The organism is Nocardioides marmoraquaticus, from assembly GCF_054777915.1.
Genome location: NZ_BAAHAA010000006.1, coordinates 51,225 through 75,022, shown reverse-complemented (window position 1 = coordinate 75,022; position 23,798 = coordinate 51,225). Strand labels below are relative to the sequence as shown.

General features: G+C 73.4%; 24 protein-coding genes. 14 read left to right on the top strand and 10 right to left on the bottom strand.

Annotation, left to right across the window (positions count from 1 at the left end; genetic code table 11):
* Positions 1 to 137 precede the first annotated feature (137 nt).
* Positions 138 to 1,622, bottom strand: coding sequence for a sugar transferase (locus ACYU8I_RS06345; RefSeq protein WP_460838638.1), 1,485 nt, complete (start codon positions 1,620 to 1,622; stop codon positions 138 to 140).
* A gap of 275 nt (positions 1,623 to 1,897) precedes the next feature.
* Here ACYU8I_RS06345 and ACYU8I_RS06340 point away from each other — a divergent pair, with 275 nt between their 5' ends.
* Positions 1,898 to 2,269: a hypothetical protein gene (locus tag ACYU8I_RS06340; RefSeq protein WP_460838636.1), complete on the top strand. Its 372-nt coding sequence runs from the start codon at positions 1,898 to 1,900 to the stop codon at positions 2,267 to 2,269.
* Between the two features lie 9 nt (positions 2,270 to 2,278).
* Here the strand turns inward: ACYU8I_RS06340 and dtd are convergent, their stop codons facing one another.
* On the bottom strand, positions 2,279 to 2,707 hold the full coding sequence (gene dtd, locus ACYU8I_RS06335; protein WP_460838635.1) for a D-aminoacyl-tRNA deacylase: 429 nt from the start codon (positions 2,705 to 2,707) through the stop codon (positions 2,279 to 2,281).
* A gap of 67 nt (positions 2,708 to 2,774) precedes the next feature.
* Between dtd and ACYU8I_RS06330 the strand changes: the two genes are divergently transcribed.
* Positions 2,775 to 3,326 carry a hypothetical protein gene (locus ACYU8I_RS06330; RefSeq protein WP_460838632.1) on the top strand — a complete coding sequence of 184 codons (552 nt, stop codon included), beginning with the start codon at positions 2,775 to 2,777 and terminating at the stop codon, positions 3,324 to 3,326.
* A gap of 91 nt (positions 3,327 to 3,417) precedes the next feature.
* Positions 3,418 to 4,407, top strand: coding sequence for a CAF17-like 4Fe-4S cluster assembly/insertion protein YgfZ (gene ygfZ / locus ACYU8I_RS06325; RefSeq protein ID WP_460838629.1), 990 nt, complete (start codon positions 3,418 to 3,420; stop codon positions 4,405 to 4,407).
* On the opposite strand, the gene ACYU8I_RS06320 is transcribed toward ygfZ, so the two are convergent.
* Positions 4,402 to 4,884 (bottom strand): hypothetical protein, encoded by a 483-nt coding sequence (locus ACYU8I_RS06320; RefSeq protein WP_460838627.1) that lies wholly within the window; start codon positions 4,882 to 4,884, stop codon positions 4,402 to 4,404. The genes ygfZ and ACYU8I_RS06320 overlap by 6 nt on opposite strands.
* A 254-nt stretch (positions 4,885 to 5,138) precedes the next feature.
* Between ACYU8I_RS06320 and ACYU8I_RS06315 the strand changes: the two genes are divergently transcribed.
* The 3 genes from ACYU8I_RS06315 to ACYU8I_RS06305 all read left to right on the top strand — a co-directional run bounded on the left by ACYU8I_RS06315 (position 5,139) and on the right by ACYU8I_RS06305 (position 6,603).
* Positions 5,139 to 5,639 carry a heme-binding beta-barrel domain-containing protein gene (locus ACYU8I_RS06315; RefSeq protein ID WP_460838624.1) on the top strand — a complete coding sequence of 167 codons (501 nt, stop codon included), beginning with the start codon at positions 5,139 to 5,141 and terminating at the stop codon, positions 5,637 to 5,639.
* Positions 5,640 to 5,641: 2 nt separating this feature from the next.
* Positions 5,642 to 6,103 (top strand): Fur family transcriptional regulator, encoded by a 462-nt coding sequence (locus ACYU8I_RS06310; RefSeq protein WP_460838622.1) that lies wholly within the window; start codon positions 5,642 to 5,644, stop codon positions 6,101 to 6,103.
* Between the two features lie 149 nt (positions 6,104 to 6,252).
* Complete coding sequence (locus ACYU8I_RS06305) at positions 6,253 to 6,603, top strand: phosphomannose isomerase type II C-terminal cupin domain (RefSeq protein ID WP_460838619.1); 351 nt, start codon at positions 6,253 to 6,255, stop codon at positions 6,601 to 6,603.
* Between the two features lie 69 nt (positions 6,604 to 6,672).
* Here the strand turns inward: ACYU8I_RS06305 and ACYU8I_RS06300 are convergent, their stop codons facing one another.
* Together ACYU8I_RS06300 and cysD are read right to left on the bottom strand one after the other, a co-directional pair.
* Positions 6,673 to 7,914 (bottom strand): sulfate adenylyltransferase subunit 1, encoded by a 1,242-nt coding sequence (locus ACYU8I_RS06300; RefSeq protein WP_460838847.1) that lies wholly within the window; start codon positions 7,912 to 7,914, stop codon positions 6,673 to 6,675.
* Between the two features lie 80 nt (positions 7,915 to 7,994).
* Positions 7,995 to 8,909: a sulfate adenylyltransferase subunit CysD gene (gene cysD, locus ACYU8I_RS06295; protein WP_460838616.1), complete on the bottom strand. Its 915-nt coding sequence runs from the start codon at positions 8,907 to 8,909 to the stop codon at positions 7,995 to 7,997.
* A 167-nt stretch (positions 8,910 to 9,076) separates the two neighbouring features.
* Between cysD and ACYU8I_RS06290 the strand changes: the two genes are divergently transcribed.
* On the top strand, positions 9,077 to 10,390 hold the full coding sequence (locus ACYU8I_RS06290; RefSeq protein WP_460838614.1) for a UDP-glucose dehydrogenase family protein: 1,314 nt from the start codon (positions 9,077 to 9,079) through the stop codon (positions 10,388 to 10,390).
* A gap of 286 nt (positions 10,391 to 10,676) precedes the next feature.
* Here ACYU8I_RS06290 and ACYU8I_RS06285 read toward each other — a convergent pair whose 3' ends face one another.
* The gene (locus tag ACYU8I_RS06285; protein ID WP_460838613.1) at positions 10,677 to 12,131 is read right to left on the bottom strand and encodes a sugar transferase; all 1,455 of its coding nucleotides are present in this window, start codon (positions 12,129 to 12,131) and stop codon (positions 10,677 to 10,679) included.
* 314 nt (positions 12,132 to 12,445) lie between these two features.
* Entirely contained in the window at positions 12,446 to 13,624 is a 1,179-nt protein-coding gene (gene cysC, locus ACYU8I_RS06280; protein WP_460838612.1) for an adenylyl-sulfate kinase, read from the bottom strand.
* A gap of 311 nt (positions 13,625 to 13,935) precedes the next feature.
* Between cysC and ACYU8I_RS06275 the strand changes: the two genes are divergently transcribed.
* From ACYU8I_RS06275 to ACYU8I_RS06255, 5 genes are all read left to right on the top strand, one after another.
* Positions 13,936 to 14,904: an asparaginase gene (locus tag ACYU8I_RS06275; RefSeq protein WP_460838610.1), complete on the top strand. Its 969-nt coding sequence runs from the start codon at positions 13,936 to 13,938 to the stop codon at positions 14,902 to 14,904.
* 148 nt (positions 14,905 to 15,052) lie between these two features.
* Positions 15,053 to 15,496 (top strand): helix-turn-helix domain-containing protein, encoded by a 444-nt coding sequence (locus ACYU8I_RS06270; RefSeq protein WP_460838608.1) that lies wholly within the window; start codon positions 15,053 to 15,055, stop codon positions 15,494 to 15,496.
* 2 nt (positions 15,497 to 15,498) lie between these two features.
* Complete coding sequence (locus ACYU8I_RS06265; RefSeq protein ID WP_460838606.1) at positions 15,499 to 16,224, top strand: hypothetical protein; 726 nt, start codon at positions 15,499 to 15,501, stop codon at positions 16,222 to 16,224.
* A 168-nt stretch (positions 16,225 to 16,392) separates the two neighbouring features.
* Positions 16,393 to 16,680: a DUF2516 family protein gene (locus ACYU8I_RS06260; RefSeq protein ID WP_460838604.1), complete on the top strand. Its 288-nt coding sequence runs from the start codon at positions 16,393 to 16,395 to the stop codon at positions 16,678 to 16,680.
* 108 nt (positions 16,681 to 16,788) lie between these two features.
* Positions 16,789 to 18,075, top strand: coding sequence for a protealysin inhibitor emfourin (locus ACYU8I_RS06255; protein ID WP_460838602.1), 1,287 nt, complete (start codon positions 16,789 to 16,791; stop codon positions 18,073 to 18,075).
* A 9-nt stretch (positions 18,076 to 18,084) separates the two neighbouring features.
* Here the strand turns inward: ACYU8I_RS06255 and ACYU8I_RS06250 are convergent, their stop codons facing one another.
* Entirely contained in the window at positions 18,085 to 18,582 is a 498-nt protein-coding gene (locus ACYU8I_RS06250; RefSeq protein WP_460838600.1) for a hypothetical protein, read from the bottom strand.
* A gap of 177 nt (positions 18,583 to 18,759) precedes the next feature.
* Here ACYU8I_RS06250 and ACYU8I_RS06245 point away from each other — a divergent pair, with 177 nt between their 5' ends.
* Complete coding sequence (locus ACYU8I_RS06245) at positions 18,760 to 20,547, top strand: sensor histidine kinase (RefSeq protein ID WP_460838599.1); 1,788 nt, start codon at positions 18,760 to 18,762, stop codon at positions 20,545 to 20,547.
* Complete coding sequence (locus ACYU8I_RS06240) at positions 20,544 to 21,191, top strand: response regulator transcription factor (RefSeq protein ID WP_460838597.1); 648 nt, start codon at positions 20,544 to 20,546, stop codon at positions 21,189 to 21,191. The genes ACYU8I_RS06245 and ACYU8I_RS06240 overlap by 4 nt, the downstream gene beginning before the upstream one ends.
* A 9-nt stretch (positions 21,192 to 21,200) precedes the next feature.
* Here the strand turns inward: ACYU8I_RS06240 and ACYU8I_RS06235 are convergent, their stop codons facing one another.
* On the bottom strand, positions 21,201 to 21,836 hold the full coding sequence (locus ACYU8I_RS06235; protein WP_460838596.1) for a response regulator transcription factor: 636 nt from the start codon (positions 21,834 to 21,836) through the stop codon (positions 21,201 to 21,203).
* Positions 21,824 to 23,701, bottom strand: a complete 1,878-nt coding sequence (locus tag ACYU8I_RS06230) for an ATP-binding protein (RefSeq protein WP_460838594.1) — start codon at positions 23,699 to 23,701, stop codon at positions 21,824 to 21,826. The genes ACYU8I_RS06235 and ACYU8I_RS06230 overlap by 13 nt, the downstream gene beginning before the upstream one ends.
* Positions 23,702 to 23,798: the final 97 nt, after the last annotated feature.

The following is a 23,798-nucleotide window of genomic DNA, read 5'->3' as shown; positions in this document are numbered from 1 at the left end:
GGGCGTGGCACGTGTCCGGGCACCGGCCGGGTCCGGACAGACTGGCAGATCGGCACCCGCCCGGTCGCGGAAGCACTGAGCCGTGGCCGCTGCGGTTGCACGGCGGGCCCCGGCAGCACGCCTTGCCGTGGGCCCTGTCAGTAGGCCCCGCGGGAGCCGAACACGGCGCCGACCGTACGGAACATGATCGCCAGGTCCTGCATCATCGACCAGTTGTCGACGTAGTAGCGGTCGAGCCGCATCGACTCGTCGACCGAGAGGTCCGACCGGCCGGAGACCTGCCAGAGGCCGGTCATGCCGGGGCGGACCTGCAGCCGACGTGCCTCGACGCCCTCGTAGCCCGACACCTCTTCCTGCGTCTGCGGCCTGGGACCGACCAGGCTCATGTCGCCCCGGATGACGTTCACCAGCTGGGGCAGCTCGTCGACGGAGAGCCGGCGCATCCACCGGCCGGGCTCGGTGATGCGGGGGTCCCGCTCGAGCTTCGCGAAGGCGCCGTGCTCCAGCCCCTCGGCCTCGAGCACAGCAGCGAGGCGCTCCTCCGCGTCGACAGCCATGGTGCGGAACTTCCAGCACCGGAACGGCTCGCCGAACCGGCCGATCCGCTGCTGCTTGAACAGGACGGGGCCGCGGTCGTGGACCCAGATGCGCAGGGCCGTGGCCAGGAGCAAGGGCGAGGCGAGGACGAGGATGGCGCCGGCGCCCAGCACGTCGAACGTGCGCTTGGCCCAGCTGGCTGCCTTCGCCGCCCGCGGCTTCTCGAGGTGGAGCAGCGGCAGCCCTCCGACGGGCCGCACCTGCACCCGCTCGGACGAGATGTCGTTGACGCTGGGTGCCACCACGAGCTGGGCGCGGTCGTGCTCGAGCTCGTAGGCGATGTCGCGCTGCTCGTCGGGCGAGGTCACGGCCCCTCCGGTGAGCAGCACCACGTCCGCGTTGACCTCGCGGGCGGACTCCGCCACGTCGGTCAGGCCGCCCACGACGGGAATGCCGGCGGCGGTCTCCGACCCCTCCTGCTCGGGGGCCAGAGCGCCCACGACGTCGTATCCGAGCCACTCCTCGCGGGCGAGCACGGTCGCCACCGAGTCGGTGTGGGCGACGTCGCCGACCAGCAGCACGCGGTGCTGCAGCCCACCCCGGGCGCGCACCTGCTTGAGCCGCGCCCGAGCCGCGGCTCGCACGACCAGCAGCATCGGGATGCCGACGCCGAAGACGGCGACGAACCAGTCGCGCGAGAGCTCCGAGCGCATCAGGTACGAGCCGACACCCACGGCGGCGCCACAGGCGATGCTGGCGCGCAGGACCCGGCTGAACTCCGTCGCCGAGGCACCGAGCACACGCCTCTCGTAGCCGCCGAAGAGGGCGATGAGCAGCAGCCAGCCGATCGTGAGGGTCGGCATCCCGAGCGCGAGGCCCGGAACCGCCTCGGCCGAGCTGCCGGCCCACCAGGTCGACGGGGGGCCGACGACCAGCGTCGCGGTCACGACGGAGAGGAGGACCACGACCAGGTCGCACAGGGCGAGCAGGTAGGGCAGGGCGTGCAGGCCGTTGGACTGGCGCTGGTTCGCGGCCTCGCGCCGGAAGGACTGGCGACGCCACGCGTGGCGGGTGTCGCTGGGCATGCCCTGAGCACGGCCGGGGTCGACCGGACGGACGGCTGTGCGGAGCTCGCTCAAGACTTCCCCCAATTCCGGACCAGGACGTGCCGTCAGGTCCTCAACGAGACGTTTCCCGCTTCCGTTACGCCCGACGCCGACTCACGTGGTGATGTCACTCACCGCGGGGTGGCCGTCCGGTGCCTCGGACCCCGAGCCGGTGCGTCCGCGCGCACGGTCGCGGACCATCCCTTGATGGCTGCCCTCGACCTCGCCCGGCCTGCGCCGGTTATCGTGCCAACGTGTCAGCCCAGCCCCCGCCCGGCACACCTCCGCCCGAGGTGCCCGACGAGTTCGCCGAGGCCTACCGGGCGGCGTACCTCGAGGCGCTGGGCCAGCAGACCACCGGACCCCGACACGCCGACGTCGAGCTGCACGACGACGCGACCGACGAGACCCCCGACGACGAGCGCTGGGCCCACGAGCTGCCCGTGCGCAGCGGCCCGCCCCGCGAGGCGACCCACCGCGACCCCGAGGCCGAGCCGGCTGGGGTCCCGGCCCGGGCGGCGTACGACGCCTTCCGTGACGCCCGGTGGGTGGGTCCGGCGCTGCTGGGCCTGATCGTGGTGACGCTGCTGCTCCTGGCCTATGTCGTCGGCCAGCTCGTCGGGTGACGCGGCGCGTCAGGGGCTCTCGAGCAGCAGGGTGACGGGGCCGTCGTTGACGAGCGCGACCTGCATGTCGGCGCCGAAGGCACCGGTCTCGACGCGGGTGCCGGCCTCGCGCAGCGCGGCGCACACGGCCTCGTAGAGCGGCTCGCTCATCTCGCCCGGCGCCGCGGCGGACCACGTCGGGCGCCGCCCCTTGCGGGCGTCGCCGTACAGCGTGAACTGGCTGACCACGAGCACCGGCGCTCCCGCGTCACCCACCGACTGCTCGCCGCGCAGCACTCGGGTGTCGCGGATCTTGCGGGCCGTCCACGCCACCTCCTCCGGCCCGTCGTCGTGGGTCACGCCGAGCAGGACCAGCAGGCCCGGCTCGTCGATCGCCCCCACGACCCGGCCGTCGACCGTGACCGAGGCCGAGGTCACCCGCTGCAGCACCGCTCGCACCTGCGCATCGTGCCAGTCGCCGGTCCGGCAGCCGCACCGGCTCGTGGCCGCTCGCTAGCGTGGGCGGATGAGGTCTCGAGCGCAGGTCCCGCTGGCCCTGGTCGTGTGCGGGGTCCTGGCCCTCTCGATGGTCGCCTGCAGCGGTGCGGACGCCCCGCCCGGTGACCAGCCCGGTGACGACCGCGGTGCGGCCGACGTGCGGGCGTTGCTCCGCGCGGAGGCCGAGGAGGTGGCAGCGGTGCTGGTGGCCGGCGGCCTCCAGGTCAGCGAGGCGTCCGGTCGCTACCGGTCGTGCAGCGGTGACCCGAGCCCCTCCGTGGGCTACGGCACGGAGATCGTCGTGAGCGCCGTGGAGAGCGACGTCGCCGAGACGGTGCAGCAGGTGAGCGACCTGTTCGAGGGGGAGGGCTGGACCCTCGGGTCGAGCAGCGGCGCGCCTCGCCCGTCCGCCGAGCTCTCCCGCGACGACCTCACGCTCAGCGCGGCGCCGTCGCGTCGTGTGCCGGGGTCGGTCGCGGTCGGCGTCGGCACCGACTGCGTGCCCGGCGACCTCTCCGACGTCGAGGGCGACCTCGCTCCCGAGCCCATCCCCGTCCCCACCCGTCGCCCGGGCGGGTGAGCGAGCCGTCCTCCGCTCGCAGCCTCGACACCCGGCCGCCGGTACGCGGTCCCGCGGCACCCTCGTGCCCAGTCCTGCGCACAATGGACCCATGAGCGACGACGTCCCCACGATCGACCCCGCTCCCAGCGCCGCGCCCAGCCCGCTGCTCTCGCTGCCGGGGGCGGTGGCGGGCGACGGCGTCGACGCCGCGGTCGCCGCGCACTACGGCTCGTTCAACAACGAGCAGCGCGCCCTGACGCGCGGCGAGGGCTTCGTCGACCTGTCCCACCGCGGCGTCGTGCGCGTCAGCGGGCCGGACCGGCTGTCGTGGCTGCACTCGCTGACCACCCAGCACCTGGAGCGGCTGGCCCCGGGTGAGCAGACGACGGCGTTGGTGCTCTCGCCCAACGGCCACGTCGAGCACGCCATGCACGCGGCCGACGACGGCGAGACCTTCACCGCCCACGTCGAGCCTGGCGAGGCTGGCCCGCTCGTGGCGTTCCTCGACCGGATGCGCTTCATGATGCGGGTGGAGGTCGTCGACGCCACCGAGGACGTCGCGGTCTGCTGGCGTCCGACGGGCGAGACCGCGCCGGGCAAGTACGACCTCGTCCCGCGCGACCAGCTCGAGGCGTACGCCGCTGCGGCGGGCCCGGCTGCGGGGCTGTGGGCGCACGAGGCGCTTCGCATCGCTCGCGGCGGGCCTCGCCTCGGACTCGACACCGACCAGCGCACCATCCCCAACGAGGTCGGGTGGGTCGAGTCCGCGGTGCACCTCGACAAGGGCTGCTACCGCGGCCAGGAGACGGTGGCGCGGGTGCACAACCTGGGACGACCGCCCCGGCGCCTGACGCTGCTCCACCTGGACGGTTCCGACAACCGGCTCCCGACCAGGTCCAGCGCCGTGACGCTCGACGGCAGGCAGGTCGGCACGGTCGGCACCTCCGCCCGCCACCACGAGCTGGGGCCGATCGCCCTGGCGCTGCTCAAGCGCAACACCCCGGTCGACGCCCAGCTCGAGGTCGACGGTCTCCCGGCCGCACAGGAGGTCGTGGTCGACCCCGAGGTGGGGCTGCACTTCCGCGCGCCCCGATCATGAGCGGTCGGGTGTCGGTCCTCCACTCGGGGCGCCGGCGTCGTCGCCCGGCAGCCACAGCTTCCAGCGGCCGTCCATGCGCACCATGTCCGGGTAGTAGTCGGTCGGTTCGCCGCTCTCCGCGGTGAAGGCGGCCGTCAGGCCGACAGCCTCGCTGACCCCTGGGGGGAGCGGGTCGAGCGAGGTGTCGCGTGGCCTCCCGGTCACCTCGAGCGTCTTGATCACCTGCAGGTTCTCTCGCTTCTCACAGCCGTCGAGGAACTGCTCGATGCCCTGGGCCGACCCGTCGACGAGCTGGGCTGCGACGTCGCACTCGTGGCCGGCGTAGGCCTGCACGACGGCCTCGTAGGCCTCGGTCGCGGTGGCGTACGCGGGAGCGGTCGCCTCCTCCGCAGCTGGCGGCGGGTCGCCACCGCACGCCGCCACGCCGGAGATGACGGCCAGGATCAGACCGACACCGGCGGCCCGTGCTGACACCACGTCTGGTCCTCCTCGCGCTCCTGGTCGTCGGAGCGTGTCACACCTTCGGGCGCCCGTCGGCACTTCCATCGCACCCAGCCGCGCTCGCCGTCGCTCCCAGCCACGTCCCGGCCTGACACCGCCGAGAGCGTGCCGGTCGTCCACGACGCCGCGACGCGCGGCTCGGTCGAGCTCCCGAGGCTCGCCCAGCGCACACCGAGGACGCCGACCGACGCTCGCGAGCTGCTGCGCACCGGGTCCTAGACTCTGGCCCCATGCCGTTCGAGATCCCCGACAACATCCACCCGCGTTGCGCCCGGCTTGCGTGGCTGCTCGGCACCTGGGCGGGCAACGGGCACGGCGAGTACCCCGACGTCGAGCCCTTCCAGTTCGGGCAGGAGCTGATCTTCCAGCAGGACGGGCGCCCCTTCATCCACTACCTCGCCCGCTCCTGGATCGTCGACGAGCAGGGCGACCACGTCCGTGAGGCCGCCCAGGAGACCGGTTTCCTGCGTCCGCAGGACGACGGCGGGCTCGAGGTCGTGCTGGCGCACAACACCGGCATCGTCGAGACCTGGTACGGCGAGATCCACCCCGAGCAGCCGCGGTTCGAGATCGTGACCGACGCGGTGGTGCGCACCCAGACCGCGCGGGAGTACGCCGGCGGCAAGCGCCTCTACGGCTACGTCAACGGTGACCTGATGTACGCCTACGACATGGCGGCCGAGGGTCACCCGCTCCAGCCCCACACCCACGCCCAGCTGAAGCGGCAGTAGCCGTGGCCGAGGAGCGTGCTTCCGGCTCGCCGGTCGAGCCGGTCGGGACCACCGACTGGCAGGCCCTGCTCCGGTCCCAGGGCTACCGGCTGACCCCGCAGCGCGAGCTCGTGCTGGCGGCGGTCGAGACCCTCGGCCACGCGACTCCCGACGAGGTGTTCGCCGAGGTGCGGCGCCACTCCGACTCCATCAACCTCTCGACGGTCTACCGGACGCTCGAGCTGCTCGACGAGCTCGGCCTGATCCGGCACGCCCACCTCTCCGACCGGGCGCCGACGTACCACTCGACGCGCGGGCACGAGCACGCCCACCTGGTGTGCCGCGAGTGTCGCCGCTCGTTCCCCGTGGGCCGTGAGGAGGTCGAGGAGGCGCTGACGTCGCTGGTCGCGCAGCGGGGCTTCGCACCCGACTACGGCCACCTCACTGTCTTCGGCACCTGCGCGGGGTGCGTCCGGAGCGGCTGAGTCCCCCTGACGGCCGGACGGCGCCTGACCGGTGTGGACCGGTTGGTCCGGTTGGCGGGACGATTGGCCAACCGGCGCGACAGCAGTGACCATGGTTCTCGAGAGCGGGGGGTTCGGCCCGCGACGACGACAGCGAAGGGCGCGCCCGCATGACTCTGGACTCCGAGAACCGCCCCTGGGGGTCGTGGCACGTCATCGACGTGGCCCCCGGCTACAAGATCAAGCGGATCCACGTGAACCCCGGCGCTCGGCTGTCGCTGCAGACCCACGAGCACCGCTCCGAGCACTGGGTCGTCGTCTTCGGCGTCGCCACCTGCGTCGTCGACGACCAGACCTTCACCGCCGGCCCCGGCCACACCGTCGACGTACCGCTGGGCGCGAAGCACCGCCTGGCCAACGAGGGCTCCGAGGAGCTGGTCATCGTCGAGGTGCAGCGCGGCGGCTACACCGGCGAGGACGACATCTGCCGCCACGAGGACGACTACGACCGCGTGGGCTGAGCACAGCGGCGCACGAACGCGACGAGGGCCGGAGACGACACGTCTCCGGCCCTCGTGCTGCGTCTGGGGTCAGTTGATCATCCCCGCGCCGACGGTGACGCCGGTGGCCTCGTCGACGAGGATGAAGGACCCCGTGGTCCGGTTCTTGGAGTAGGGGTCGGCGAGCAGCGGGACGGTGGTGCGCAGCTGCACCCGGCCGATCTCGTTGAGGTCGAGCTGGCCGGCCGCCTGGTCGCGGTGCAGCGTGTTGACGTCGAGGCGGTACTGCACGTCCTTGATCAGCGCCCTGCCCGTGCGGGTGGTGTGCTTGATGGCCAGCTTCTGCCGCGGCTGGAGCGGCTTGTTGGTCATCCAGCAGATCATCGCGTCGATGTCCTGGCTCGGCTCGGGGGCGTTCTTGACCCGGGCGATCATGTCGCCGCGGCTCACGTCGACGTCGTCCTCGAGCCGGATCGTCACCGACATCGGCGGGAAGGCCTCGTCGACCTCCTCGTCGAAGACGTCGATGGCGGCGATCTTCGAGGTCAGGCCGCTGGGCAGCACGATGACCTCGTCGCCCGGCTTGAACACGCCGCCGGCGACCTGGCCGGCGTACCCGCGGTAGTCGTGGAACTCGTCGGACTTCGGGCGTACGACGTACTGCACCGGCAGGCGGGCGTCGATGAGGTCGCGGTCGGAGGCGACGTGGACGTTCTCCAGGTGGTGCATCAGCGAGGAGCCGTTGTACCAGGGCATGTTCTCCGAGCGCGTCACGACGTTGTCACCCTTGAGCGCGGAGATCGGGATGACCTCGAGGTCGGGGATCGACAGCTTGGTCGCGAACGAGGTGAACTCGCGGTGGATGCGGTCGTAGACGGCCTTGTCGTAGTCGACGAGGTCCATCTTGTTGACCGCGAGCACGAGGTGGGGGACGCGGAGCAGCGACAGGATCACCGCGTGGCGGCGCGACTGCTCGGTCAGGCCCTGGCGGGCGTCGACCAGCACGAGGCCGAGGTCGGCGGTCGAGGCGCCGGTGACCATGTTGCGGGTGTACTGCACGTGGCCCGGGGTGTCGGCGATGATGAACTTGCGGGTCGGCGTCGCGAAGTAGCGGTAGGCCACGTCGATCGTGATGCCCTGCTCGCGCTCCGAGCGCAGTCCGTCGGTCAGCAGCGCGAGGTCGGTGTAGTCGTAGCCCTTGGACTGGCTCGTCGCCTCCACGGCCTCGAGCTGGTCCTCGAAGATCGCCTTCGAGTCGAGCAGCAGCCGTCCGATCAGGGTCGACTTGCCGTCGTCGACCGACCCGGCGGTCGCGAAGCGGAGCAGGTCCATGGTGCCGACGCCGAGGTCCTCGAGGGTCGGCTCGGTGGTCTCGACAGGCTCGACCGTCGAGTTGGTGTCGTTGGCGGCCATCAGAAGTAGCCCTCCTTCTTGCGGTCTTCCATGGCGGCCTCGGAGAAGCGATCGTCACCGCGGGTGGCGCCGCGCTCGGTGACCCGGGCGATGGCGACCTCCTCGATGATCTTCTCGATGGTGTCGGCCTCGGACTCGACGCACCCGGTGAGCGTCAGGTCGCCGACGGTGCGGAAGCGCACCGTCTTCTCCTCGACCTCCTCGCCGGCCTTGATCGGGTTGTGATCGCTCTCGGAGAGCCACATGCCGTCGCGCTGGAACACCCGGCGCTGGTGCGAGTAGTAGATCGACGGGATCTCAACCTGCTCCTGGGCGAGGTAGTGCCACACGTCGAGCTCGGTCCAGTTCGACAGCGGGAAGATCCGCATGTGCTCGCCGCCGTGGATGCGGCCGTTGTAGAGGCTCCACAGCTCGGGGCGCTGGTTCTTCGGGTCCCACTGGCCGAAGTCGTCGCGGTGGGAGTAGACGCGCTCCTTGGCGCGAGCCTTCTCCTCGTCGCGGCGCCCGCCACCGAACGCGGCGGTGAAGCCGTTCTCCTCGATGGCGTTCAGCAACGTGCCGATCTGGAGCCGGTTGCGGCTGGTCTTCCCGTCGTCGACGACGACGCCGTCGGCTATCGCCTCCTCGACGCTGGCGACGATGAGTCGCACGCCCAGCCGTTGCACCCAGTTGTCACGGGTCTGCAGCACCTCGGGGAAGTCGTAGCCGGTGTCGACCTGCAGCACGGGGAAGGGGATCTTGGCCGGGTAGAACGCCTTCTCGGCCAGCCGCATCATGACGATGGAGTCCTTGCCGCCCGAGAACATCAGGACCGGCTTCTCGAACTCGGCCGCCACCTCGCGGAAGATGTGGATCGACTCGGCCTCCAGCTGGTCGAGCTGGCTCAGCCGGTAGTCGGCGTGGGTCTGCGTCATCGGGGTTGAGACCTCTCGTGGGGAGCAGCCGTCATGCTATCCACGTCCTCGCTGCTCGCCGCACGGCAGCACGTGGTGAGACGCGGGTGCTCGCGACGGTCCGACGTGACCACGTCCACCGCGAACGGATGGCGTCTCGCCCCGGGCCGCGCACTAGGGTCAGGCTCGTGAAGCTGTCAGTGGTGGGTTGTGGATACCTCGGGGCCGTGCACGCGGCCTGCATGGCCGAGCTGGGGCACGACGTGGTGGGCGTCGACGTGCTCGAGCACCAGGTCGAGGCGCTCTCCGAGGGCCGGGCGCCCTTCTTCGAGCCGGGACTCCCCGAGATCCTGACCTCCGCCGCCGCGACCGGTCGGTTGCTGTTCACCACCGACATCGCTCGGGCCGCCGACGCCACGGTACACTTCGTCTGCGTCGGCACCCCGCAGCGCCGCAACGAGATGGCCGCCGACCTGTCGTACGTCGACGCCGCCGTCGAGTCGCTGCTCCCGGTGCTGAAGCCCGGCGACCTGGTCGTGGGCAAGTCGACGGTCCCGGTCGGCACGGCCGAGCGCCTCACCGAGCTCGTCCACCGGGCGCAGCCCGAGGCCACGCTCGTGTGGAACCCCGAGTTCCTCCGCGAGGGCAAGGCGGTCCAGGACACGCTGCACCCCGACCGGATCGTCTACGGCGTGCCCGACGGCGAGGCGGGTCAGCGCGCTGCCGGGGTCCTCGACGAGGTCTACGCCCAGGCCATCGCCGACGGCACCCCACGGCTGGTGGGCGACCTCACCACCGCGCAGCTGATCAAGGTCGCCGCCAACTCGTTCCTCGCGACCAAGATCTCCTTCATCAACGCGATGGCAGAGCTCTGCGAGTCCTCGGGTGGCGACGTGACGTTCCTCGCGGACGCGATCGGGTTGGACGCACGCATCGGACGTCAGTTCCTCAACGCCGGCCTGGGTTTCGGCGGGGGGTGCCTGCCGAAGGACATCCGCGCCTTCATGGCCCGCGCCGGCGAGCTCGGCGCCGACCAGACGCTGTCGTTCCTCCGCGAGGTCGATGCCATCAACATGCGGCGGCGCGTGCGGATGGTGGACCTGGCGCGCGAGGAGCTGGGCGGCTCCATCCAGGGCCGCCGCATCGCCGTCCTCGGAGCCGCCTTCAAGCCCGACAGCGACGACGTGCGTGACTCCCCGGCGCTCAACGTCGCGGCCCAGCTGTCGCTGCAGGGTGCTGACGTCGTGGTCACCGACCCGCAGGCCGTGGCCAACGCGCAGCGCAAGTGGCCCGACCTCCGCATGGTCGACGACGTCGACGAGGCTCTGGCGGACGCCGAGCTCGTGTTGGTGCTGACGGAGTGGCGGGACTATGTCGACCTCGACCCGGAGCGGGTTGGTGGACTGGTGGCGCAGCGGCGCGTCCTCGACGGACGCAACTGCCTGGACGCGGAGCGCTGGCGCGCCGCCGGGTGGACGTACCGCGCTCTCGGGCGGCGGTGAGCCCTCGGCGGGTGCGGTGAGGCGTTGGGCCCCTTCGTGGGTCGCTGCGCTCGCACCTCAGGGAGCGGTGCGCCACGTCGTCGCTCGCACCTGAGGGAGCGGTGCGCCGCGTCGTCGCTCGCACCTCAGGGAGCGGCGCGCCGCGTCGTCGCTCGCACCTCAGGGAGCGGCGCAGAGCGCCGTTGCGCGCGGGGACGGCGGCCGTGACCGGCAGGTGCGGGTCCAGGCGACGCCCCCCGTCAACGGGGGATAGCGGGGGGCGCCGCGTTCGGGGGTCAGCGTCGGGTCAGTAGGCGCCGCGCGAGCGGAAGACTGCGCTGAAGGTGCGTCCGAGGATGGTGAGGTCCTGGACCATCGACCAGTTGTCGACGTAGTAGAGGTCGAGGCGGATGGCCTCGGACCAGGAGAGGTCGGAGCGTCCGGACACCTGCCACAGGCCGGTCATGCCGGGTCGGACCCGCAGGCGCTGGGCCATGTCGGTGTCGTACTGGGCGACCTCGTGGTCGAGCGGGGGCCGAGGACCGACCAGGCTCATGTCGCCCTTGAGCACGTTCAGGAGCTGCGGGAGCTCGTCGATGGAGAAGCGGCGCAGCCACTTGCCGGGGCGAGTGGTGCGCGGGTCGTCCTCCATCTTGAAGAGGCCCTCGGCGTAGCCCTGCTGGGCGTGGAGCTCGGCGAGGAGATCCTCGGCGTCGGTGACCATGGTGCGGAACTTCCACACGGCGAAGCTGCGGCCGTCGCGGCCGACGCGGACCTGGCGGAAGAAGATCGGGCCTCGGTCGGCGCGCTTGACGGCGAGCGCGGCGAACGCGAAGACCGGGGCGAAGGCGACCAGCAGGGCGGCGGACCCGAGCACGTCGAAGGTGCGCTTGGCGCGTCGTGCCGCCTCCTGCGCCCGAGGCTTCTCGAGGTGGATCAACGGCAGGCCACCGACCGGTCGGATGCTGACCCGCTCGGCGGAGACGTCGGTGACGCTGGGGGCGATGACGACCTGGACGTCCTGGTCCTCGAGCTCCCAGGCGAGGCGCCGGAGCTCGACCGAGGTGTCGAAGGCGCCACCCGCGAGGAAGACGACGTCGGCCTCCAGCTCCTCGACGGTCGCCGCGATCGTGGCGGACGATCCCAGGACCGGGATGCCGAAGCCCGTGTGGCTGCGCCCGTTCTGCGCCGGGGTGACGGCACCGACGACGTCGTAGCCCAGCCACGGCTCCCGCTTGAGCACGGACGCGATCTCGTCGACGTGTCCCTCGGTGCCGGCGATGAGGACGCGGTGCTGCAGGGCCCCCGCACGCCGAGCGCGCTGCAGGCTCCGGCGCAGCGCCAGCCGGCCGAGGACGAGGGCTGGGACGCCCAGCAGGACAGCCAGGAGGTAGAAGCCTCGCGAGAGCTCGTAGCGAGCCAGGTAGGAAGCGATGCCGACGGCGGCGAAGGTCGCCAGCGACGCGTTGATGACGCGCTTGTACTCGTCCGTGCCGGCCCCGAAGACGTGGCCGCGGTGACCGCCGAAGCAGAAGATGGCGGCGACCCAGACCACGATGATGAGCGGCCCGGCCACCTCGACGTTCTCACCGACCTCGATCGGCGCCCCCAGCCACAGGGACTCCCGCCCGACGATGGCGAGGACGACGCACAGCGTCACGACGACGACGTCGAGGCCGAACGCCACCACCGGCAGGTAGCGCAGCCCCCCGGCGCGTACGTGTCCGGCAGTGCCGGTCGTCGGAACCAGCTGAATGGTCATGCGTGAACTTCCCCCGTGGTGGTTCGTCGCGCCCCATCGCTGAAGCGCGTTCGAACTGTAGAACTGTCACGCCCGACTCGTCGCCTGGCGGTGTCGTCCCGGTCTAGTCATCCGGCGAGACTCGTTCCCCTTCCGGACCCGGCACGGTGTGGACGTGTCGGAATGGCGAAGGCGGTTCGAGGCCGTCGTGGCGCGCGGTCGACCATTCCGCGGACACGTCGCTCATCATGGCCGCCGACGTGCTGACCCAAACGTCCGGTTCGTCGCCCCGGCGGGTGACCCGGGCCACAGCGGCGGGCGGGCCGGGTCGGTCTTCAGGGGGTGCCGTGCAGGTCGAGCGGCAGCACGGCGAGCACGTCGGCCAGGCAGTCGGCGACCGACCGGCCGGTCGTGTCGACCACGACGTCGGCGTCGTCCGGCTCCTCGTAGGGGCTCGAGATGCCGGTGAACTCCGGGATCTCCCCGCGCCGCGCCTTGGCGTAGAGACCCTTGCGGTCGCGCCGCTCGCACTCCTCCAGCGGCGTCGCGACGTGCACCAGCACCAGGCGCCCACCCGCCTGCGCCACCATCGCGCGCACCTGCTGCCGGGTGGCGTCGTACGGCGCGATCGGTGAGCAGATCGCCACCCCGCGGTGGCGCGCGATCTCGGCGGCCACCCAGCCGATACGGCGGATGTTGGTCTCGCGGTCGGCCTGCGAGAAGGTCAGTCCGGCGCTGAGGTGGCGGCGCACGACGTCGCCGTCGAGGCTGGTGACCGTGCGGCGTCCGTCCTCCAGCACCAGGTCGTGCAGCGCCCGCGCGATGGTCGACTTGCCGCTGCCGGAGAGGCCGGTGAAGAAGACGACCAGGCCGACCTCGTCGTCGCCCGGCTGGTCCTGGGCCACGACCGCTGCGACCACGTCGGGCAGTGGTCCGGCGGCTGGGGAGAGGGACGCGGGCGCGCCGTACGCCGCTGCCACCGTGTCGCGCAGGCTCGCGTCGAGCGCGGCGTCGCCGTGGGCCGGCAGCGGGACGGTCACGACGGTGGCCTCGACGCCACGCTCCCGCAGCACGCGGGCGGCCGCGAGCGTCGCGCGCACGAGACCGACCTGGCTGACGCCCCGAGGGGTGCCGTGGCCGGTCAGGGCGAGCAGGACGACGTCGTCGGGCAGTTCGTCGAGCTGGGCCGCGGTCAGCGGCGCGGTCAGCGGCACGACGGCGGCGCCGGGGTGCTGGTCGCGCACCTGCTCCGGGCCCCGCTGGAGCCGGCGGAAGGCGCCGTACGCCGGCGCCCCCAGCGGCAGCAGGTGGTCGGCGCCGTACGACGCCAGCGGCAACCCCTCCGGGTCGACCAGCTCGACCGACCCGCCTCGCGCCACGTGGTCGGCGAGCTCGTCGGGCAGCTCGAGACGCACCTCGTCGTCGAAGGTCGTGCGCGGGGCCAGCGCGCCGCTCAACAGGACCTCGAGGTCGTCGAGCTCGCGCGGGGTCGGGCAGTACTGGGGGTCCGGCACCGGCTCATCGTGGCAGAGCGGCTGGGTGGCAATGCGGGCTCGCCCTTCGTGGCTCGCTCCGCTCGCACCTCAGGGAGCAGCCAGGCTCGCTCCGCTCGCACCTCAGGGAGCAGCCAGGCTCGCTCCGCTCGCACCTCAGGGGGCAGCCAGGCTCGCTCCGCTCGCACCTCCGGGAGCGGGCGACCTTACCGAGCCGTCGTTGGTCGAGCCTGTCGAGGCCACCCAGCCCTCCTGCTCCCTGAGGAGGTCGCCCAGCGACCGTCTCGAAGGGCCGTGACGACCCTCCCGACGACGGGGATAGCGTCGCGGGCATGTCTGCTGGGGAGCACGTGGTCATCGCGGAGGTCGTGCGGTCGGGGTTCGTCGAGGGGCACCACCGCGGGTCGTGGGTGGTGCTGGGGGTCGACGGGGAGGTCGTCGACTCCGCGGGCGACGTGAGCGGGCCGGTGCTGCCGCGCTCCTGCAACAAGCCGCTGCAGGCGGTCGGGATGCTCGAGTCGGGGCTGGAGCTCGACGGCGAGCTGCTCGCCATCGCGTGTGCGTCGCACTCGGGAGAGCCCTTCCACCTCGACGCCGTGCGCCGGGTGCTCGCGGGTGCCGGCCTCGACGAGAGCGCGCTCCAGACGCCGCCCGACTGGCCGCTCGACGACGCCGCACGCGAGGCCCTGCTGCGCGAGGGTGGTCAGAAGGCCTCGGTGCAGATGAACTGCTCCGGCAAGCACGCCGCCATGCTCGCCACCTGCGTGGCCAACGGCTGGTCGACCGACGACTACCTCGACCCCGACCACCCGCTGCAGCGGGCGATCGCCGCGGCCTTCGCCCGGTTGACGGGCGAGCCGGTCGCCGTGACCGCGGTCGACGGCTGCGGGGCGCCGCTGCTGGCGACGTCGCTGACCGGCCTGGCCCGAGGCTTCGCCGCGCTGGCCACGGCCACCGTGGGACCGGAGGCGCGGGTGGCGACCGCGGTGCGCGAGCACCCGTCGTACGTCTCGGGCAGCACCCGCGACGAGCTGCAGCTGCTCACGGCCCTCCCCGGCGCGATCGGCAAGGCGGGCGCGGAGTCGTGCTACGCGGTCGCGCTGCCCGACGGACGCGCGATCGCGACCAAGACCGACGACGGCGCCGCCCGCGCCCGGCCGGTGCTGATGGCGGCGCTGCTGGAGCGCATCGGCGTGCTCGACGAGCCGGGCGTCGACGCCGAGGCCGTGCGGGCGACCGGCCGTACGCCGCTGCTCGGCGGGGGAGTCGAGGTCGGCGAGGTGCGCGCCGTGCTGCCGTGAGCGGTCTCGACGAGCCCGACCAGCGGCGGCTGCGAGCGGCTCGCTAGCAGTGCTAGCACGAAGGATTCCTCACGTCTGAGCCTGGATGTGACTGCCTTCACCCTGCCTCGGGTTGATCGCGCTAGCAGTTGCTAGCACAGTAGGGGTCATGGCGAAGAGCAAGGTCGGCAAGACGGTTGAGTCGTTGGGGGACTACCTCCGCGACCAGCGCGTCTCTGCCGAGCTCTCGCTGCGTCAGCTGGCGGAGCAGGCGGGGGTCTCCAACCCCTACCTCAGCCAGATCGAGCGCGGGCTGCGTCGCCCCTCTGCCGAGGTGCTCCAGCAGCTCGCCAAGGCGCTGCGGATCAGCGCCGAGCAGCTCTACGTGCAGGCCGGGATCGTGCATCCCGCCGACCACGAGATCCGCTCGGTCGAGCTGGCCGTGCTGGGCGACCCCGACCTGACCGAGCGGCAGAAGCACGTGCTGCTCGACACCTACGAGGCGTTCCGCCGGGTCACCGCCCTCGAGCGCAGCGAGACCGCCGTCCCCGAACCCGCGCTCCCCGCTCAGGGAGCCGAGCAGACCACCACCCGCCCCACAGAAGGAGATTGATCATGGCCAAGAACACCGCCCTGAAGCCCTTGTACGCCGTCGCCGGCGCCACCGAGGTCGCCCTCGAGGTCGCCCGCGGCTACGCCTCCGAGGCCCAGAAGACCGCCCACGGCGTCATCAGCGACGCGCAGGCCCGCGTCAGCAAGGTCGAGCGCGACCCCAAGGCGCTGCAGGACCAGGCCGTCTCCGCGGTCAACGAGCGGGTCGAGGAGCTCACCAAGGACGCGAAGGACGCGCAGAAGAAGTTCGAGTCCCGCGTCGCCGAGCTGCAGGCCGACGTCCGCGCGCTGCCCGGCAAGGTGCAGGCGCAGATCGACGAGGCCCTGGCCGAGCTGACCAAGGCCTACGAGGAGCTCGCTGCCCGCGGCGAGAAGCTGGTCGAGGCCATCCGCAAGGACGGCTACAAGGCCGTGACCGCCGTGCGCGAGGCCCCCAACAGCTCCACCGTCGTGCGTCGTGAGCGCGCCAAGGCCGCCCAGGCGAAGAAGTCCTCGGGCAGCAAGGCCCCGGCGACGAAGTCGACGCGCCAGAGCGCCGCCAAGAAGGCCCCGACCACCAAGAAGGCCACCGCCAAGGCCTCCGAGGCTCGCAAGACCACGGCCAAGAAGGCGTCGTCCGCCACCTCGACCGCCAAGAAGACCGCGTCGAAGGCGACCGCCTCCGCCCAGGCGACCGCCGCCAAGGCCGCCGACAAGGCGCAGGACACCGCCGCGAAGGCCACCTCCTGAGCCACCCCTAGGCACCCGTCGCCGACGGGCGGCGGGGAGTGCGGCCCCGCGTGACCCCTCCCTTCGCGCGGGACCAGCGCCGACAGGCCCCCGGACCTCGGTCCGGGGGCCTGTTGTCGTGCGCGGTTGCTCGGCGGCCCACGTGGTGCGGATCGGTACCCTGAGCCCGTGGACCTGTTCGACTTCCGCGACGGCGTCGTGATGGTGGGCCTCTTCGCCCTCCTGCTCTTCAAGGTGTGGGCCTTCGTCGACGCCGCCCTGCGGCCCTCCGACGCCTACGTCGCCGCCGACAAGCTCACCAAGCAGGCGTGGCTGCTCCTGACCGGCCTCTCGGCCGCGGCCGCGGTCTTCATCCCCGGCTTCTTCATCTTCACGATCCTCGGCACCGTCGCGAGCATCGTCTACATCGTCGACGTCCGGCCTGCGCTGGTGTACGTCACGCGAGGGCGTCGCTGACCCTGCGCGCCGTCGCAGCCGCGTCCCAGGTCGTGGCTCGGTCTCGCTGGCGCATCGCCGCCCGCGGTCACCCTTGAGGTTGTCGGGGGTCGGGTGTGGGGTGGGGGCATGCGCTCCTTCATCCCGACCTACCTGCTCGACCGACTGGCCGAGGCCGACGACGAGCGGGTCGCCCGCTGCGTCGCCCGTACCCGCGAGGTCGACGCGGCGATCCGGGAGCGGCGTACGGCGCTCGCGGCGCCGCCCACCAGCGCCGGTCTGTGGGCGGTGCACGACGCCGACAACGGCACCGAGCTGCCGGGTCGGCTGGTGCGCAGCGAGGGCGAGCCCGAGACCGGCGACGCGGCGGTCGACGAGGCAGCGGCGGGCCTCGGGGCGACCCAGCAGCTCTTCGCCGACTGGGGGCGCGCCTCCTTCGACGGTGCCGGGTCGACGGCGGTGGCGACCGTCCACTACGGCGACGACTACGTCAACGCCTTCTGGGACGGCACCCAGCTCGTCTTCGGCGACGGTGACGGCGTCGTCTTCGACCGCTTCACCAAGCCCGTCGACGTGCTCGCCCACGAGCTGGCGCACGCCCTGGTCACTGCTACGGCCGACCTCGCCTACCAGGACCAGTCGGGAGCGCTCAACGAATCGGTCGCCGACGTCGTCGGCGCCTGCGTCAAGCAGCGGGTGCTCGGCCAGGGCGCGGCCGAGGCCGACTGGATCGTCGGCGAGGGCATCTTCCTGCCCGGCGTCCAGGGTCGCGGACTGCGCTCGATGATCGAGCCCGGCACGGCCTACGACGACCCACGCCTGGGCCAGGACCCCCAGCCCGGCCACCTCGACGACTACGTGGTCACCGACGACGACAACGGCGGCGTGCACGTCAACAGCGGCATCCCCAACCGCGCCTTCGCGCTCGCCGCGCAGGCGGTCGGGGGCGAGTCGTGGAGCGGTGCCGGTCGCATCTGGTACGACGCCCTGCTCACGGTGGGCCCGCGCACCGACTTCGCCGGCTTCGCCGCCGCCACCGTCGCCGCAGCGGGCGACCACGCGGCCGCCGTCACCGAGGCGTGGCAGCAGGTCGGCGTGACCCCCGGGGCGCCCACGACCGCGCCGACCCCCGAGCCGGCGCCGGCCGCCACCGTGTCGGTACGCCGCACCGGCGGCGTCGCGGGCATGGTGCGCGAGGCCCGGCTCGACCTCACCTCCGACGACGACCCCCGCGTGCCGCAGGTGCGCGAGCTGGTCGAGCGCGTCGACCTGCAGGCCGCGGCGGCCGCGTCGAGCGGTCCTGCGCCCGACCGGTTCGTCTACGCCATCCAGGTCGGTGAGACCCAGGTGCGCGTCGGCGAGCAGGACCTCACCGGTGACCTCGCCTCGCTCACCCGGCTGCTGCTCGACGACTGAGAGGGTCCCTCAGCCCACGGTCCAGGCGAGGCTCACCCCGACGACGATCACCACGAGGTCGAGGACGGCGATCACGAGGCCGACCGTGCCGAACGTCCGCGCCAGGCCGTCCAAGCGCCGTCGACCCGGGGTGAGACCGGCCAGGTGAGCTGCGGTGACGCCGAGCATCGCGGGCAGCGCGGAGAAGAAGAAGACCACCCCCGGCACCGCGAGGGCCCCGAGCACGACGGCGCCGGTCCGTCGGCGCGCCAGGCTGTGCGGCGTTCCCGACCGCGCCCACCACGCCACGGCCAGGGCGATCGCCAGGCCGAGGCCACCGAAGCCGAGGACTCCGACGATCTGCTCCTGGTGCGTCCGCGGCCGGTCGGGCGGCTGGTCGGTGGCGATCGCGGCCACGAGGTTGAGCAGCATGACGGTGGTGCCGAGCACTGCGGCGCCCAGCAGCACGCGGTACGAGGGGACGCGGACCCCGCGGGCTCCGGTGGTGCGGGTGGTGGTCTCGGACATGGGGCTCTCCTGCTCGTGGCCGCTGGCGCGCTCGGTGCGCGGTCCGTCGAGTCTGTGACGCCGGGGCGTCCCAGGGCGAGACCTCCGCGTCCCGACCGGTCCCGATCCCGTCCCGACGAGGTCCCGATCGTCGTCCGAGGGCTGTCGAGCGGTCGGCGATGGGCCGAGGATGGGGCCATGACCCACGCGAGCCCGCTCGGCCACGTCCGAGGCGCCGACGCGGTCGGGCGCGCTCACGGCGTCGGAGGCATCGACGTCGACACGGACACCGGCGACGGGATCGCGCTGCCGGTCGTGCTCGGCACGGTGGGTCTCGCGGGCGGCGTCGTCCCTCTCTTCGTGGTGTTGCCCCACGACCAGCTCGCCGGTGGCTTCATGCTCCCGCTCCTCGTCTGGCCCCTGCTCTGCCTGGGTGGCGCCGTGGCGCTCGACCGGACGCCGCGCTCCCGCACCGCATGGGCGGCCGTCGCGGTGGGTGCGGTCGTGCCGTCCGGTGTCGTCGTGATCGCCCTGCTGCGACCGAGCGAGCCCGGAGCAGGGCTGGCCGCCGACGTCGCGGAGACCGTGGCGACGACATCGCCGGGACTGCTCGTCGCCCTGCTCGTCCCCGCGCTGCTGGCGGAGTCGGCGCAGCACGACCCGCCGGCCCGCCGGTGGCGCGCCTGGCTGGGGGTGGTGGGCCTGACGACCGTGGTGGCGGGCTGTCTCGCGTCACGCCTGGCCTCGGACACGGCGTACGCCGTCATCGGCTGCGTCGGCATCGCGGGCACCGCGTGGCTCGTCGCGGCCTCGGCGACCTCGCGCCCCCCGCCCCCGATGGTCGAGACGGCGCTCGACGTGCTGCTCGCAGTCGGTGTCGTCGGTGTGGCCTCCGGTGTCGGGACGCTGGTCGGACGCTTCGCCGTGGCTGAGCAGATCAGGGCGGCGACGGCGCTGGGCTGGGTCGCGGGGCTGGCCGCCGTCGCGCTCGCCCTGCCCTCCGCCGCTTGGGTACGCCGCGAGCACCTCCGGCACCGCTACGGCCCCGGGGTGCTGGACCCGAAGGACCTCGCCGCCGTGTCGGCCGGTCTCGCCACCGACGCCGGCCCGCGCGAGCTGCTGGGCCGCACGGCGGCCATGGTCGTGCGCGGCAGCGGGCTGGCGGAGGCGAGGGTCGTGCTCGAGGACGTCGTCCCGCCCCCCGGTTGGCACGCCCGGTCCCTCCGGGTCGGCGGCGTGGTCGTCGGCACGATGCTGCTCCGCGCCCCTCGCGACGGAACCGTCGAGCGGCGCCACGAGGACGTCGTCGACCGGCTCGCGCCCACGGTCGCCCTGGTGGTGCGGGCCGTGACGTTGGCCGTCGACGCCGACCACGCCCGCGCGGACACCGAGCGCGAGCGGGAGCGGGAGCGCACCCGGATCCTGCGGGACCTGCACGACGACCTCGGCCCGGTCCTCTCCGGCCTCGCGATGCGCGTCGCGGCCGAGCGCGGGGCGCACGCCGACCTCGGCGTGCTCGACGACGTCGCCGACGCCCTGGCTGGTTGCCAGGCCGAGCTGCGCCGGATCGTCGCTCGGCTGACCCCGTCGGTGCTCGACGACGCCACGCTCGAGCAGGCGCTGCGGGGCCTCGTCGACGCCTTTGGCGCGAGCCGCGGCATCGTCGTCGCCCTCGCGGACGGCGTCCCCGAGGCGCTCGCGGACGACGTGGCCGGAGTCGCGTACCGCGCCGTGGCCGAGGGCGTCACCAACGCCGTGCGACACGGCAGCCCGAGCCGGGTCGACGTGAGCGTGCGGCGGACGTCGTCCGGCTGCGGGTCGTCGGTGGAGATCGTCGTCCGGAACGACGGCCGTGGTGGTCCGGTCGTGCCGGGCACCGGTCTGTCCTCCATCCGCGCACGCGCCGAGGAGATCGGGGGCCGGCTCGAGGTGGTCAGCGGCGCCGCCGGCACGACCATGAGCGTCGTGCTGCCGGAGGCACGATGATCGACGTGGTGCTGGTCGACGACCATCCTGTCGTGCTGGCAGGGATGCGGAGCCTGCTGTCGGGCGACCCCGACATCCGGGTCGTCGCGGTGGCCAGCTCGGCGGCGCAGGCTCGGGCGCTCGAGCCGGAGGCCGCCCCCGACGTCTGCGTGGTCGACCTCAACCTGCCCGACGGCGACGGTGTCGCCCTGGCCGCGCACCTCAAGGAGCGCTGGCCCGGTGCCCGGGCCCTCGTGCTGACCCTCGACGCCGACCCGGCGGCCGTCCTGCGGGCACTCGGCGCGGGGCTCGACGGCTACCTGCTCAAGGACGCCGACCCCGCCGAGCTCCAAGCCGCGGTGCGTGCCGCGTCGCACGGAGCGACGGTGCTGGGTCGCGGCGCCGGTGCGCCGCTCACCGCGGCGGCGCTGGCGGTGCCCGACCAGAGTTCCTCGCTCGCAGCGCTGTCCTCCCGGCAGCGCGAGCTCCTCGAGCTGGTCGCTGCCGACCTCGGCGTGCAGCAGATCGCGGCCCGGCTCTACCTCTCGCCGAAGACGGTGCGCAACCGGCTCACCGACCTCGTCCGCGCCCTCGGTGTCGACTCCCGCGAGGCAGCCGCCGTCCTCGCTCGCGCCCACGGTCTCGGGGCGGACCGGCCTCCGTGACCTGCGCCCTCAGCGGGCGGCGTCGCGACCCAGCCAGGCCAGCACGGCGAGGACCCGCTGGTTGTCGTCGCTGCCGACGGGCAGGGCGAGCTTGGTGAAGATCGAGCGCAGGTGGGCGTCGACGGTACGGCGCGAGACGACGAGGTCGGCGGCGATGCCGGCGTTGGCGCGCCCCGAGGCGAGCCGGGCCAGCACCTCGACCTCGCGCTCGGTCAGGCCGGGCAGCCCGCCGAGACCCTCGCCGAGGCTGGGGTCGAGCACGGTGCCCCCGGACCCGACCTCGGCGAGCTGCTCGAGGAAGCGCCCGGTGTCGAGCACCCGGTCCTTGAGCAGGTAGCCGAAGGAGTCGACGCGCCCGTCGACGAGGGTGGTCGCGGTCCGGGGGTCGACGCCCTGCGTCAGCACCATCACGGCCAGGTCGGGGAAGCGGCGCCGCAGGAACACCGCCGCCCGCGCCCCGTCGTCGGTCTGCTCGGGAGGCATCCGCACGTCGGTGACGACGAGGTCGGGGCGCAGCGCGTTGACCTCCTCGACGAGCCGAGCGGCGTCACCGACCGCGGCGACGACCGCGTGCCCGGCATCCTCGAGCAGCCGTACCAGGCCGTCGCGCAGCAGCACCTGGTCCTCGGCGATCACGATCCGCACGGCAGCACCGCCTCGACCGCGGTGCCGCGCGGACCGTCCGTGCCGGTCGGCCCGTCGCGGACCACCAGGCTGCCGCCGGCGGCCGCGACCCGCTCCGCGAGACCCCTCAGGCCGGACCCGAGCCTCGGGTCGGCACCGCCCTGGCCGTCGTCCTCGACAACGACGCACACCCGGGCGTCGTCGGGGAGCCACACCCTCACGCGCACCCGGCCGGCCTCGGCGTGCTTGAGCGCGTTCGTCACCGCCTCGCCCACCAGGAAGTACGCCGTCGCCTCTGCGCGCGGACCGAAGCGTCGCTCGGGCAGGTCGAGGTCGACGAGGGAGCCGACCGGACGCAGCAGCGCGCGCAGGGCGGGCGGCAGGCCGTGGTCGACCAGGACGTCGGGCAGCCGGCCCCCCGCCAGGGCGCGCACGTCGTCGACCGCGGCGCGCAGCCCCGTCACGGCCTCCTCCGCGAGCAGTGCGGCCGCGGGGTCCTCGAGGGTGCGCGCTCCCAGCTGCAGCTGCAGTGCCAGACCGATCAGCCGGCCCTGCAGCCCGTCGTGCAGGTCGCCTCGTAACCGGCGCCGCTCGTGCGCGGCCGCGTCCTCGGCGCGGCGGGCCTGCTGCGCGAGCCGGGCCTCCAGCAGCGCCGGTCGCACCACGTCGTCGGCGTCACCCAGGGCGCGCAGCCGCCCTCGGGCCGCCTCGTCGCGGGGGAGGGCCACGACGGTCGCCGCACCTGCGACGTCACGGGCCAGCACGACGCCGTCGCCCGGCTCGTGGTCGCCGGCCCCGGGGTAGGCCACCACCAGGTCGGGGTCGCCGGTCACCCGCCGCAGCACGTGGACCAGGGCGCCGCGCTCGTCGTCGTCCCGGCCGACCAGCGCCAGCTCGTGGCGGACCGCCTCTGCCGGGTCGACCACCCGACGGGTCCACCCGTGCAGCCACCACCAGGACAGGCCTGCGACGAGGGCGACGGCGACGCCGGTGGCGACTGCGCCGGCGGTCGGCACCGACGCGGAGCCGCACACCACCGCCGCCACCGTGCCCAGCACAAGGCTGAGCCCCGCGAGCACGCCGTGCAGCGTGGCCAGCACCACCCCGGTCTGCAGCAGCGCACCGTCGTGGGGACCGACCGCACCGAGGCCGAGGCAGCCGCACAGCAGGGTCCCGGCCGAGAAGCCGAGCATGAGCAGGGTCGTGGGCGTCTCCGGCCCCGACGCCCCGAGGGCGGGGCTCAGCAGGCCGAGGGTGACGCACCCGGTGATGACCACGACCGGGACCAGCGAGGCGAGGGCGGCGACGAGCGCGCGGCGGCGTACCTCCCCGCTCGTGCCGCGCACCGCGAGCCACGTCACGACGGGGGCGACCGCGAAGGAGCCGAACCACAGCGCGCTCGCCACCGCGAGCAGCAGCACCGAGCCCGGGGCCAGCGCCAGCGACACCACCGTCAGGGCCGCGCCCACCACCGCCACGACCACGACCATGTGCTCCGGACGACGGTGGCGGCGCCCGACGGCGCGGGCGCTCGCCAGCAGCGGCACCAGCTGGACCAGGGTCAGGGGCAGCGTGTGCCAGCCTGCGGCCAGCGTCTCGACGACCGGCCCCGAGCGCTGCGTCGCCGCCAGGGCCAGCACCGAGGGGTAGGCCACGACGCTCGCCCCGAGGAGCAGCAACGGGGTGCGCAGCGGGCGGCGAGGGGGCACCCGCGCCACGAGCGCGAGCAGCGTGACCCCGGCGAGCGCCATCACCCCGCGCGTGACCGCACCGAGCACGAGCTCGGTGTCGCGCCACGGCAGCCACAGCGAGGCGACGTACGCCGCCAGCCCGCCGGCCAGGAGCAGCGACGGGCCGGGGCTCCGAAGGGCGCGCGGCCGGTGCACCTCGCCATCGTCGGCCGGCGAGGTCGCCTTGGGAATAGGCCATCGTGCCGATGTGGCGCGGCCGCCGGCTACCTAGCGTGCGAGGTCCCCAGTGGAC